11 protein-coding genes are annotated in these 13,789 nt (G+C 46.1%); all 11 read left to right on the forward strand.

All coding sequences use genetic code 11. From position 1 onward, the window contains the following. The first annotated feature begins 90 nt into the window (after window positions 1–90). The 11 genes from AC0VX7_RS04625 (at window position 91) to AC0VX7_RS04675 (ending at window position 13,744) form a co-directional block, all read left to right on the forward strand. Window positions 91–951 (forward strand): MurR/RpiR family transcriptional regulator, encoded by an 861-nt coding sequence (locus tag AC0VX7_RS04625; protein ID WP_475426881.1) that lies wholly within the window; start codon window positions 91–93, stop codon window positions 949–951. A 139-nt stretch (window positions 952–1,090) separates the two neighbouring features. Beyond that, window positions 1,091–1,993, forward strand: coding sequence for a phosphogluconate dehydrogenase (NAD(+)-dependent, decarboxylating) (gnd, locus tag AC0VX7_RS04630; protein ID WP_475426882.1), 903 nt, complete (start codon window positions 1,091–1,093; stop codon window positions 1,991–1,993). Between the two features lie 159 nt (window positions 1,994–2,152). Beyond that, window positions 2,153–3,160, forward strand: a complete 1,008-nt coding sequence (locus AC0VX7_RS04635; protein WP_475426883.1) for an ABC transporter substrate-binding protein — start codon at window positions 2,153–2,155, stop codon at window positions 3,158–3,160. Further along, entirely contained in the window at window positions 3,157–5,346 is a 2,190-nt protein-coding gene (locus tag AC0VX7_RS04640) for an ATP-binding protein (RefSeq protein WP_475426884.1), read from the forward strand. The genes AC0VX7_RS04635 and AC0VX7_RS04640 overlap by 4 nt, the downstream gene beginning before the upstream one ends. After that, a complete protein-coding gene (locus tag AC0VX7_RS04645) occupies window positions 5,318–6,661 on the forward strand; it encodes a sigma-54-dependent transcriptional regulator (RefSeq protein ID WP_475426885.1) in 1,344 nt (447 codons plus the stop codon). The genes AC0VX7_RS04640 and AC0VX7_RS04645 overlap by 29 nt, the downstream gene beginning before the upstream one ends. A 248-nt stretch (window positions 6,662–6,909) precedes the next feature. Beyond that, complete coding sequence (locus tag AC0VX7_RS04650) at window positions 6,910–7,224, forward strand: nuclease-related domain-containing protein (RefSeq protein ID WP_475426886.1); 315 nt, start codon at window positions 6,910–6,912, stop codon at window positions 7,222–7,224. 10 nt (window positions 7,225–7,234) lie between these two features. Next, a complete protein-coding gene (locus AC0VX7_RS04655; protein ID WP_475426887.1) occupies window positions 7,235–7,888 on the forward strand; it encodes a hypothetical protein in 654 nt (217 codons plus the stop codon). Between the two features lie 341 nt (window positions 7,889–8,229). Beyond that, on the forward strand, window positions 8,230–8,439 hold the full coding sequence (gene tatA, locus AC0VX7_RS04660; RefSeq protein ID WP_475426888.1) for a twin-arginine translocase TatA/TatE family subunit: 210 nt from the start codon (window positions 8,230–8,232) through the stop codon (window positions 8,437–8,439). 24 nt (window positions 8,440–8,463) lie between these two features. Beyond that, window positions 8,464–9,351 carry a 4Fe-4S dicluster domain-containing protein gene (locus AC0VX7_RS04665; RefSeq protein WP_041967697.1) on the forward strand — a complete coding sequence of 296 codons (888 nt, stop codon included), beginning with the start codon at window positions 8,464–8,466 and terminating at the stop codon, window positions 9,349–9,351. A gap of 12 nt (window positions 9,352–9,363) precedes the next feature. Further along, a complete protein-coding gene (gene nrfD / locus AC0VX7_RS04670; RefSeq protein ID WP_475426889.1) occupies window positions 9,364–10,656 on the forward strand; it encodes an NrfD/PsrC family molybdoenzyme membrane anchor subunit in 1,293 nt (430 codons plus the stop codon). Then, complete coding sequence (locus tag AC0VX7_RS04675; RefSeq protein WP_475426890.1) at window positions 10,646–13,744, forward strand: molybdopterin-dependent oxidoreductase; 3,099 nt, start codon at window positions 10,646–10,648, stop codon at window positions 13,742–13,744. The genes nrfD and AC0VX7_RS04675 overlap by 11 nt, the downstream gene beginning before the upstream one ends. Window positions 13,745–13,789 lie beyond the last annotated feature (45 nt).

A 13,789-nucleotide genomic window follows, 5' to 3' on the forward strand; every position in this document is an offset into this window, starting at 1 on the left:
CTATATTTATAAAAGTAGTGAAAAAAATTTTCACCTTGAACCAATAATAATGAAATTCGCCGTCAAAAGAATGATAAAGGAGGCAATAAAATGGCCAGTGAGCTGAATGGGCAGAATGTCATCGTTAAAATTAAAGCCATCTACTCGTCGCTTTCCTCGAAGGAGAAGACGGTAGCGGATTATATATTGAGCAACCCGAAGGAAATCATCCATTTATCAATCACCGAGTTTTCGGAGAATGCTGCTGTCGCAGAGGCAACCATTTTCCGTTTTTGCAAACGGCTAGGATTCCGGGGCTATCAAGCTTTTAAAATTGCACTTGCAAGTGAAGTAGTGGAACCGATTAAGAATATCCATGAAGAAATAAAGCAAGAAGATCAAGTGGTAACTCTTGCAGAAAAGGTTTTTGCCGGGCATATCGAAGCAATGAAAGGTACACTGAAACTTTTGGATGAAAAGGTTCTTGAGAGAATTATCGATGTGCTTGTAACAGCAACGCGGATTGATTTTTACGGATCAGGCGGTTCGTCGGCAATCGCACTCGATGCCTATCATAAATTTCTGCGGACAGGTATCAACTGCAATGCCCACAGTGACGGACACCAGCAAATCATTTCCGCTGCGCTGCTCGGTCCCGGACAGGCGGCAGTTGGGATTTCACATAGTGGCAGCAATAAAGATGTCATAGAAGCACTCAGGATTGCAAAAGCTAATGGAGCAGCGACAATTGCTATCACAAGTCACTTTAAGTCTCCATTATCCAAGGAAGCGGATTACGTTTTGTATACGACTTCCCGAGAAACACTATTCCGGTCCGAGGCATTAGCATCAAGGCTTGTTCAATTAAGTTTGATTGATGTGCTTCATGTAGCGGTTTCAGTACGCAGGCAGGAACAAACTCTTGATAACCTGCAAAAAATCAGGGAAGCCATTTCGATAAAAAGATATTAGGTGTGAAAATTATTTTCTTATATTAGATATACATATGAAAAAATATTTGATACTATCTTTGTATAAAGTTCTTAAGCTGTTCGAAAAACCAACAATAAATGCGAAAATAGCATTTTAAACGAAAAAGGAGTGCATCTACGTGAAACTAGGAATGGTCGGCCTTGGCAAAATGGGCTATAACTTGGTATTGAATTTGATGGAAAATGGCCATGAGGTTGTGGCAAACGATATTAATGAGGAAGCGATGCAGAAAATTAAAGCAGAAGGTGCTGAGATTGCTGCAGATTATAAAGCTATGGTGGATATGCTGCCAAAGCCACGTGTGATCTGGCTGATGATTCCAGCTGGCGATTTAATCGACCAGGTAATTGAGAAGTTCACGCCTTTCCTTGAAGAGGGAGACATCCTGATTGATGGAGGCAATTCAAATTACAAGGACACACTTCGACGTGCTGAAAAACTTTCAGCAGAAGGCATCCAATTCATGGATGTCGGAACAAGCGGCGGAATGGAAGGTGCTCGTAACGGTGCCTGCACGATGATCGGCGGCGATTCCGAAGTTTTCGCTCATGTTGAACCAATTTTCAAGGACATTTCGATTGAAAAAGGTTACCTCTATACAGGTAAGGTCGGAAGCGGCCATTTCTTGAAAATGGTCCATAACGGTATTGAGTACGGTATGATGCAGGCGATCGCGGAAGGATTTGAAATCCTTGAAAAGAGCCCGTTTGATTATGACTATAAAGAAGTTTCTCGTGTCTGGAACCACGGCTCCGTCATCCGCAGCTGGCTGATGGAATTGATGGAAAATGCATTTGATAAGGAACCAAAGCTTGAAAACATCAAAGGCGTCATGCATTCATCAGGCGAAGGAAAATGGACAGTTGAAACCGCGCTGGACCTGCAAACAGCAGCACCAGTCATCGCCCTGTCATTGATGATGCGTTACCGCTCACTTGAAGACGATACGTTCACAGGAAAAGTAGTTGCTGCATTAAGAAACGAATTTGGCGGCCACGCAGTTGAGCGAAAAGAAGACTAAGATTCTGGTTCTCCTCTATATGAGGGGAACCTTTTTTTATTTTGGTCAGAAATAAACATATACCCTTATACGTTCATAAAATTATCCTTTTTTGCAAGATGGCTACGTTGCTTTTTCCGTTATAGTGGAGGTGAATACTGAAATATGGGGGCGCAGGCTGTGAAAACAAAGTGGTATTTCTTTTTTCTGACAACGATTGCCATTTCGGCTATTATATATGCTTTTCTTGGAGTCAGGGGAGATGAGCCGGTAGAAATTGGCGTCCTGATGATTGGTGAAAACCGCTATGAGAAGTTTACTGGTTTGGAAGCGGGATTGAAGGATCTCGGGTATAGCGCTAATGAAGTCCATTTTACAGTAAAGAATGCACATGATGATGAAGTGCTGATTGACGAGCAAATCGATCAGCTGCTTGATAAAAAGCCTGATTTAATCGTGACGCTTGGCGGGATTGAAACTCAGCGCCTGAAAGCAAAAATGGATGAGGAAAACATTGAAATCCCGGTAGTTTTTGCAGGTCTTGCGGCACCGAAGGAACTTGGATTGATAAAGGATTACAAGTCACCTGGGGGTCTTTTTACCGGTATCAATAACTATCACGCCAGTATCTCTGGCAAGCGTCTTGAGATGCTTACTTCACTTGTGCCCGCTATTGACAGGGTGCATGTTATTTATGACAGCAAAATTGATGTCAGCAAATTGAGCCTTGAAGAAACAAGGAAAGCGGCGAAGGACTTGGGCGTGGCGATTTCCCCATGCGATGCCAGCTCGAAGGAATGCCTGGATACTCTATGGAAAACGGTTGATGATGGAGAGGCAATCCTTGTCTTGCCCAGTTTCAGGATTGAATCGCTGACAGATGAGATTGAGAAGCTGACTGATGAGAAAAAAATCCCGGCCATGGGTTTGTATGATTTTGAAGCGGAAAAGGGATTGCTTGCGAGTTACGGATCCAGCTTTTATTCGCAGGGCTACCAGGCATCCAGGTTTGTCAGCCTGATTCTTCAGGGAAACAAGCCGGGAGAATTGCCTGTCGAATTGCCCGATGGCATTCGGTTTGTCGTCAACCAGCAGACGAAGGACGCATTAGGAGTTGCTTATGACCAGGATTTGCTGCATATTGCCGAGCTGATCCACCCTGAAGTACAAGGAGGCAAGAAGCGATGAAAGCGCTGATAGATTTCTTGCACTCGCAGACAATCCGCAACAAGGTCCTTGTATTCGGTGTCGTGATGTCGACGATTCCTTTGCTGCTGATCAGTCTATTTTACTATTCTTTTGTAAAATCAGATTTAGAAACGAGGATTCTGGAAAAACAGCATCTGGTGCTTGAAAATTTATCTCGTGAAATCGAGTATGAATTCAGCGAGACATTCCAGCGAATCCATGTCCTCGCATCACTCAACCTATTGAGTGAAAAACAAAGCGCATTATATGAGCTCCTGCAGCAAAGCGAATCAGTCGAGGAGGTCATAATTGCCGATGATAAAGGTTTTGTGGAAAAAAGAGTGTCCCGATACGAACTCAACATTGCCGGGGATAACGAGCGGTGGTTCACGGATGAAATGTGGTTCCAACTGCAAACACTTGACAGGGTTTACGGCCAGGTGGAGTTCAACCAGTACGGCCAGCCTGTTATGAAACTGGCGATCCCTTTTTACGAAGATGAATCGAAAAAAGCAATCGGAGTCGTTGTCCAGCTTCAAAAGATCATCGGGAAAATCTCGTCAATGCGCCAGGATCACTCCTCATATATATATTTAATCGATGATAAAGATCGGGTCATTGCCCATCAGGATTACAGCAAGCTCTGGCAAAAACAGACGTCAGGCGGCCAGGATGAGCTTGGTGTAACGGCTGAGATTGAAGACTTAAATTGGGTGCTGGTGATGGAGCAGCCAAAAACAACGGCTTTTGCGCCAATCAACAGAATGCTGCAAAGCGGCATAGGAGCAGTCGCATTGTTGATTTTAACAGTCAGCTTGATCAGCGTCTGGGCAGGGCTCTATTTTACCAGGCCAATTGTTTCAATCGACAGGGAAATGAACAATTTGAAGCAAGGCAGGAAAATCAGCCCTGTAAAAATGAAACGGACCGATGAGCTTGGTAAGCTGGCTGATTCCTTCAATGATATGAGTAAGGAGCTGCTGGAAAAATCAAGACTCCTCGAACAGGAGAAAGAAAGGCTGGATGTTGTAGTCAACGGTATTGGTGCCGGCCTCGCGCTCGTGACAAAAGAGTACCGGATCACCTGGATGAATCCGATTTTAAAAGGGTGGCTGAAGGAGGATCGGTTGACGCTGCCTTGTTACGCAGTGATTGGCGGGGAAAATGCCCCTTGCTTGAATTGTCCGATTACCTGTCCGGACCTTGATAAAATCGCTGATGAAGTCATGAAGTTCAAGGACGGCGCGAATGGCGAGCGGATCTTCAGGCACAGGGTGTTTCCTCTCAACCACGCGATTGAGGAAGAAGGAGAATTCCTCGTCGTGCTCGAGGATATTACCGAGCAAAAACAAATGGAAGAAACGATGATCCAGACGGATAAACTGAGCGCGCTTGGCATCATGGCGTCGAGCTTCGCCCACGAAGTCAACAATCCGTTGGCAACGATCAATGTATACGCTGAGGATTTGATCGACAGAATCCAGGCAGGCGACGAGGACCTTGATGAAGAGGAGATGGAACACTATCTTCGTAAAATTAAGGTAAATACCGAGCGCTGCAAACGGATAACCGGAAACCTGCTTAATTTTTCCCGGAAAAATGATTGGACAGAGGATCAGATTCGAGTGAAGGAAATCATTGAAAATAGCGTCAGTCTTGTCGAGCATCAGCTGAAAAAGAAGCGGATCCAGCTGGAACTTCATGTTGATAAAGGGCTGCCGGCTGTAAGTGGTGACGGCCTTAAACTGATGCAGGTCATCGTCAACCTGATCAATAACGCAGTCGACGCGATGGAAAGCGAAGGAAAACTAATTGTTTCCGCTTCAGAAAGCAATGGAGAAGCGGTTTCGATAAAAGTAACAGACAGTGGCCATGGAATCCCTGCTGAAGCGATGGATAAACTGTTCGACCCATTCTTTACGACGAAGCCAATCGGCAAAGGAACCGGACTTGGCTTGTCAGTATGTTACGGCATCATCCAGCAGTTCGGCGGGAATATCACCATTGATAGCAAACCGTCAGAAGGAACGACAGTAGAAATTCAGCTGCCAGCAGAGCGTTCGCTTAAGGCTGGGTATGGCGTGGAAGATCAGGCGGGGTCTGAATTTACAGATGGCTACGGAAACTCAGCACAAGAAACAATGGAGGTGGGCTACGATGTCGGCAACAAGATTGTTAGTCGTTGACGATGAACAGGATTTGCTTGAGCTTTTGGTAAGAAGGTTGAAGCGTAAGGGATTTGACGTGGACAGCGCTGGCACGGCCGAAGATGCCCTTGAACTTGTGAAAAAGAATGAATACGACATTGGTGTCTATGATATCAGGCTGCCCGGTATGGACGGCATCGAGCTTTTAAAAGAAACCAAGAAGGTCCAGCCAGATATCGAGGTGCTGATCCTGACCGGGCACGGGACGATTGATACCGCGATTGAAGCCATGAAGGTGGGCGCTTTCGACTATATTACCAAGCCTTATAATCTATCAGAATTGGAACTGACGATTGGAAAGGCTGCGGAAAATAAAGCGCTGAAAGAAAAGAATGACTCAATGAAAAAAATCATTGCCCAGCATAATGGCTTCAATATCATTGGTTATAGTGTGAATTTTAAAGAAGTGCTTGAGATGACGAGAAGGATTGCCGACAGCGAGGTGCCGGTCCTGATTGAGGGCGAAAGTGGCACCGGCAAGGAGCTGTTTGCGAAAGCACTCCATTACTGGAGCTGCCGTGCAGATGAACCATTCGTGCCGGTGAATTCCGGTGCACTGCCAGAACATCTGTTGGAAAGCGAGCTGTTCGGCCATGCCCGCGGTGCTTTTACTGGAGCGAGCCAGGATAAAAAAGGCCTTGTCGAAGCAGCAAAGGAAGGTACGCTGTTTTTGGATGAGCTTGGCGAAATGCCATTGGCGCTTCAGGTAAAACTATTGCGTTTCCTCGAGACAGGCGAATTCCGCCGGGTCGGTGATGTCCGGGAGCGACATGTTAGCGTTCGGGTCGTTGCCGCCACGAACCGCGATATGGAAAAAGAAGTTGCTGAAGGACGTTTTCGCGAAGACTTGTATTACCGGTTGAATGTCGTCAAGCTCACGATTCCGCCGCTGCGTGAACGGAAGGGAGACCTGCCCGCGCTGATTGAGTACTTCATCGGGAAAACCAAAGACCCGTCGAAGCAGCTTTCGAGTGAAGCTATCGCTGCCCTTGAAGATTACGATTTTCCGGGGAATGTTCGCGAGCTAAGCCACCTGATTGAACGCGGCGTACTGTTATCTAAAGGAGGAATGATCGGAGCCGAGGATTTACTTTTGCCTCGCGCTGGTAAAATAAACACTCCACAATCAGAAGTTCAAGTCACTCCACTCTGCTCTTTGGAAGAGGTCGAAAAAGTACACATCGAAAACGCCTTGAAGCAGATGAACTGGAACAAAACAAAGGCGGCCGACGTGCTGGGCATCAGTGTCCGGAATCTTTACCGGAAGATTGATCAATATGGGTTGAAAGAATAGGAAAAGTAGTTAAAACTCAAGCGGCGAACTGGAAAAAAACGCGAAGAATTTCCAGTTCGCCAATAAATTTTGATTTTCGCCAATAAGCAGGGTGAAATCGCCAATAAAAATTTATTTTCGCCAATAAAATGAAATTATCGCCAATAAAATTGTGAACTCCGCCAATATAAATGTTCACAAATAAATTAGAAGGTAATTTAAGCTTAAATATCGAATAGTAAGAGCATTACAAAGAAGGAGTGAAGCTTTTGATAGCGAAATATCGATCCATTCCAAAAGAAATAGAGATTTATGAGGCAATTTTAAGGCGATTACCGGTAAATCATCCACGAAAAGCAGAATTCGAGAACAAACTATCCCGGAAAAGGGCAGGTTACAAAGGTGAAAAAGAATTAGATTACCATATCTCTCAAATCGACCACTCTAAGTTTACCATCTTGCACGATATCAGGATCCCCTTCAACGATACCCACTTTCAAATTGACTCCTTATTAATCTCAAACTCATTAATCATACCAATTGATTCAAAATACTATGCGGGAACGCTGGAATTTTTACCCTGAATTCAATCAAATGATTCAATATTTAAATGGAAATGAAAAGGTATACCCTGATCCTATCCTCCAAACGAAAATACAAGCAAGACAACTCGAAGCTTTTCTAAGAAGTCATCAATTTTCTCCGCCTCCGTTTGAACCGTTCGTGGCCATCACTAATTCACAAGCCCTGATCAAAAACCCAACCCAAAATACAGAAGTCAGCCAAAGAGTGTTCAAGTCCCCAGGCATCTTGTATAAAATCAGCCCATATCTAGAGAAATATCAAAAAGATATACTTACAGATCAAGATATAAAGAAAATAGTCAGGCTTTTATTGAGGAAACATACACCTTATCTCCCTGACTTAAAAGCACTGAATCTCACATATGGTGAAATCCAAAAAGGAGTAGAGTGCCCAAGCTGCAATACAATTGGCATGGAAAAGTTTCATAGTTTATGGGGATGCAAGAAATGCGGCCATACTTCAAAGGACGCCCATGTTGCTGCTTTAAAAGATTACTTTCTTATTAATGGACAGTCGATTACTAACGGACAATTCAGGGATTTTCTTGGTATCTTCTCGATTCACCAGGCCAGGAGAATGCTGTCACAGCTTGACCTGAACATATCCGGTGAAAAGAAAGGAAGAGTCTATACCCCAGGTAAAAACTTTCTATTATGGGATTAAGCACTCTCCTTCCCAGCCATCTATGCCCATCAGAAGAATGGTCACATCCATTCCGATACACAAGATACAATATCCATGCCATTCCTGCACACCATGCCAAAATGTCACATGTCAAAATTGCAATACCCTGACAAAATGGCACACAACAAGCGGCTGAGACCGAACTCAAAATTCGGTTTCAGCCGCTTTTTCACGTTCACAAAGATGTCACGACTCCCCTAACCCTTACTCCCACAAGAACTCCACCAGACCACACTCTCAAAAATCCACCGTGCCAAAAAAGTTGGCACGCAGCTTGCATTATATAAAAGCAAGAAAAAATAAAAAAAGGATGTGGCATTATGCTATCCAATATTGGTATTCCCGGCTTGATATTAATCCTCACATTGGCGCTGATCATCTTCGGTCCGAAGAAGCTTCCGGAAATCGGCAGGGCGTTCGGGCAGACGCTGAAGGAATTCAAGAAATCGACTCGTGAACTGACAAGTGATATTACCGACGATATTGCAGATGACATCAAAGAAATCAAGGAAATCAAAAAGAACATCTAAACGCATAAAAAGAGGTGAGTGAAAATGGGTCTATTTTCAAATGAGAAAAAAGTAGATTATGACAAAATCGTCGACAAGATGGTTCCTGATGCAAGGAAAGAAATGGATGAATCACAGTATGACACAGAGCTTGGCTTGAACATGGCGCGCGATGCAAGGAAGGTTATCAGCGGCAAATTGAAAATTGAAGACTTCCATAAAGTTTATTCTTCTTCACTGACAAAGGAATTCGGCAACTATTACGCATCAGCAGATGGACCAGACATCAGGAAGGGTGACGGCCCAAAATGGGCGATGGTCATCGACTTGAAGAAATGCGTTGGCTGCGATACTTGTACGGTCAGCTGCAAGGCTGAGAACAGGACGCCGCCTGGAATCTCCTACAACGTCGTCATGGAATCACTAGAAGGGGAGTTCCCAAATATCAAGGCTGTCAATCTTCCAAGACCATGCATGCAGTGTGACAAACCGGCATGCGCGCAGGTTTGTCCGACGAGAGCGACTTATAAAATGGAAAACGGGATTGTCGCGATCGACAATGACCGCTGCATCGGCTGCCGTTACTGCATCGTTGCTTGTCCGTATGGAGCGCGTTCCTTTGATTTTGGCGACAGCTATGAGCAGGAAATGCAGGGTGCGAATGACGTGACAAGTCCTGAATATGGCGTCGAACGCGGCAACCGTGAAAAAGGCAAGACGCCAATCGGAACAGTCCGCAAATGCAGCTTCTGCTTCCATCGTCTGCAGAGAGGCGAAGAGCCTGCATGCGTGGAAACCTGCATTGGTGATGCTCGCTTCTTCGGCGACATCAGCGATCCGAACAGTGTGGTATCAAAGCTTGCTGCGAGTCCTAGAGCATTCCGCCTGAAGGAAGAGCTTGGCACGCACCCGAACGTTATTTACTTAAGATAGGAGGGAATGGCGATGGCCAATCTTGCGGTTGATTTAAAAGAGAAAAGTACATCAAAAACGAAGATAAATATGCAAGTATCTAAAGCTTTTAAAATATGGATATCTGCTCTGACAATTGCATTCTTAATAGGCGGGTATTTCATCGTTGAACGTTTCATCACAGGCTTGGCAGCAACGAATCTTTCAAGCATCACGCCATGGGGAGCATGGATCGCATTCTATATTTTCTTTGTCGGCTTGAGTGCGGGTTCGTTCCTGTTGTCGACATTGATCTATGTTTTTGGGATGGAAGAGTACGAGAGAGTCGGTAAAGCTGCACTTTTTACAGCGATTGTCTGTATGATTGTCGCGCTGACATTCGTCCTGATGGACCTTGGCCGTCCAGAGCGTATGCTTAACGCGATCATCTACTGGAATGTCACTTCGCCGCTTGCATGGGAAGTCCACTTTTATCTCGTCTACATCGGGCTATTAGCAGTGGAACTATATATTGCAATGAGGGAAGACCTTGTCCGCGCTGCAAAAACGAACACAATGAAGGGTTTTGTAGCAAAATTGATCACCTTCAAAAATGCAACAATCAACGCTGCAACAAAAAAGCGTGACCATATGTGGATGAAAATTCTTGGTACAATCGGGATTCCGCTTGCGATTCTCGGCGTCCATGGCGGTACTGGTACAATTTTTGCGGTAGTAAAAGCACGCCCGGCATGGCATACAGCTTTATTCCCAATCATCTTCGTCGTATCCGCGATGGTTTCGGGAGCTGCCCTTCTTTTAGCGATGTATATCATCAAGAAAAAGGTACAGAAGCAGCCAATTGACCAGGGAATGGTTGTATCGCTGGCAAAACTGATGGTCGGCTTCCTGATCATCGACCTTGGCCTTCAATTCTATGAATATCTGATCGGCTGGTACGGTCTTGAGACAGAGCACCTCGATACACTGGCAACGATGATGGCCAGTGAAAAAGCCTGGTCGTTCTGGATCGTGCAAATGTTCCTTGGAGCAGTCATACCGATCACGATTGTTTTCTGGAAAAAAACAAGCCAGAACGTAAACGCGCTGCTCGCAGCCGCTGTCCTGATCGTGATCGGAATCATCGGCGTACGTTTCAATATCGTCCTGCCTCCGCTGGTCGTGCCTGTATTCCACGAACTGCCTTGGGGCAATTACGCACCGACAATCAAGGAATGGATGGTAAGTGTCGGCGTTGTCGCTATGGGACTATTAATCTATTCATTCGGCGAGCTGTTGCTCCCAATCGAAGAAACTTCTGACGAGGTGAGCCATAATGGAAAATAAACGAATGAAACGGCGTGGGTTTTTAAAAGCGCTCGGAACGCTCGGGGCGGTCGCGTTTGTCGGTCCGGCATTCGTTGGGCCAATCAAGCAGGTAATGGGCGGTGTCTGGATCGATGAGCCACACGGAACCGGCACCGATTATCAGGATTATACAGCAGAAAATGTCATTTTCACGTCATGCCAGCAGTGTAATGCGACATGTACGATCAAGACTTATATCACGGCCGGTACGGCAGGTGGAGCTTATTCTTCCATCGTCCGCAAGATTGCCGGCAACCAGTACAGCCCGATCAACATGGTCGAAATTGGTCACATCAATTACGACACACCAGTTGCCCAGGCTGTAAAAGGAACTGGCGATGTCGCGAAAACGGGACGCGGCCTCCGCGGCGGACGTACTTGCTTGAAAGGGCAGGCCGGTATCCAGACGAACTACGACACATTCAGGATCCAGAAACCGTTGAAGCGCGTCGGCGAGAGGGGAAGCAGTGTCTGGAAAACAGTCAGCTGGGAAGAGGCTTACAAGGAAATCCTTGAGGGCAGTAAAGATCTTGGCACACCTGGGTTAAAAGAAATGTGGAAATACGTTCCGGAAGCAGCGGTCATGGCTGATTGGGATAAGCTGAAAGCAGGAGAGATGACAAAGGCTGAATTCGATAAAAAATATAAGGATGTCCTGATTGATACGAACCATCCTGACCTTGGGCCGAAAGCGAACCAGATTGCTGTTATGGCCGGGCACAGGCGTGAATTCATCGAACGCCTGGCAGCGAACAGCCTCGGCACAGCCAACTATTACGATCACGGCGGCTATTGCGGTATCACAAGCGTTATGGGAAATGTCCGCTCACATGATGGAGAAAAGCCGAAAAAACGTATGATCCCGGATTATGATAACGCAGAAATGGTCATCGTCTGGGGAACAAATCCGATGGTGGCAAACCGTGGGCCGACTACATTTGCTCCACAAATCACAAACGCAATCGATCGCGGCATGAAAATGGTCGTCATCGATCCACGCTTCAGCAAAACAGCAGAGAAAGCGCATGTCTGGGTACCGGTAAAACCGGGCGGCGACGGCGCGCTTGCGATGGCAATGTGCCGCTGGATCATCGAGAACAATCGCCATGATGATATTTATCTTCGCAACCCTAACCAGGAAGCTGCAAATGAAGATGGAGAAACAACATGGAGCGATGCTTCCTTCCTCGTGAATGTAGGGGATAAAAAGCGCCCGTTTGTCCGTGCCCAGGATCTTGGAATCGGCGGCGAAGAGTTTGTGGTCATCGAAAACGGCAAACCAGTTTCACATGCAAAAGCCAGAAACGGCGAGCTAGATATCGCTACAACGATTAATGGTATAGAAGTAAAATCCGTCTTCAGGATTTTTAAAGATAGGGTTATGGAAAAATCAATTGAAGAATACGCAAAGCAGGCAGATGTGCCAGTTGACCAGATTGTCCAGATTGCACGTGAGTTCACATCCCACGGCAAAAAAGTCGGAATCCATTCATACCGCGGACCGGCGATGCACACAAATGGCTACTACAGCGTGAGGGCGATCAATATGCTCAACCACCTTGTCGGCAACCACGACTGGAAGGGCGGCGACACGGTACTTGGTGCGAAATATAAAGCAACCGAAGGACGCTACGATCTTGCAACGGTGCCGAACGCCAACAAAGGCTGGGGAATCCCGGTCACAAGGCATAAGGTTCCTTATGAAAAAACATCACTATTCACTAAAGATGGCTATCCTGCTAAGCGTCCTTGGTATCCGTTTGGCAATAAACTGATCCATGATGTACTGCCAAGCTCAGCTGAAGGCTATCCATACAAAATCAGGGCATTGCTGATCAACAGGACTTCACCGGTCATGGCCGGACCGAGATCAGAAATGCAAGCCAAGTTCATCAGGGACCCAAAAGTTGTTGAACTTGTTGTGGCATCTGATGTGATCATCGGCGAGACTTCAAAGTATGCAGACTTTATTTTACCGGACCTTGCTTACCTTGAAAGCTGGAACGCGGAGGATATCTTCCCGATCCTGAAGCATAAATTCGCAGGTGTCATCCAGCCGGTGACGAGAGTAGTTCCTGACGCGCGTCCAACTGAACAGGTGTACATCGATTTGTTAAAAGGCCTGGGCCTGCCAGGTGTTGGCGACAATGCTCTGGCTGACGGATCGGCGATACACACGCCTGAAGACTACTACTTAAAACGGATTGCAAACATTGCCTTTGATGGCCAGAAACCAGTAAAGGACGCAAATGCCGAAGAGTTGGCGATTTTTGAAAAAGCAAGACAGAAAGCGCTCGGTAAATATTTTGACATCCAGAAGCTGAAAGATGCCGTTAAACCGGATGAATGGAAGAAAGTCGTCTATGTATTGAATCGGGGCGGACGCTTTGAGGCAGCAGGCGATGAATATATCGGCAACAAGCTCAAGTATCAATGGGCAAAACAGGTTTATTTTTACGATGAAAAAGCTGCAGGCTTCAAGAGTGCCTACACAGGCAAGTTCTTTGAAGGCGTACCGGTAGCGGAGGAAATCAAGACTTACGACGGAGAAGTCTACCAGCCAAACAAGCCGCTGCAATTTATCAACTGGAAATCAAGGAATATGGCAACACATCGCACGGAAGGCAATGCATGGCTACGTGAAATCAAGCCGGAAAACTATCTTTGGATCAATCCAATCGACGCGAAGAAAAAAGGCATCAAGACCGATGACGAGATCTATATCTCATCCAACAATTCAAAAGTAAAAGGCCGGGCTCTAGTAACACCAGGAATCAAGCCAGGCGTCGTCGGAGCAAACTTCAGTTTCGGCCATGATGCTTATGGTTCAAAAGCAGTCAAGGTGGACGGCAAAACAATCGAGCCCGCCGAAAAATATGGCCACACAGGCTACGAATTCAACAAGCCGCTGCACGAAGAGTCAGGTTACGCAAAACCGCGTGGACTGGGCTTCTCAGTCAATGCCTTGTCTGACCGTGATGGCAGCTATTTCGAAGGCTATCTTGCAGACTTACTGATTGGCGGTCCAGCACAGCAGGACGTATTCGTAGACGTGGATAAAGCATAACATCATCGGGGGTGCCTTGATGGGCCCCTCGAAATTTCTTGAAAA

The sequence above is a fragment of the Mesobacillus sp. QJM3NY_10 genome, from assembly GCF_056173465.1.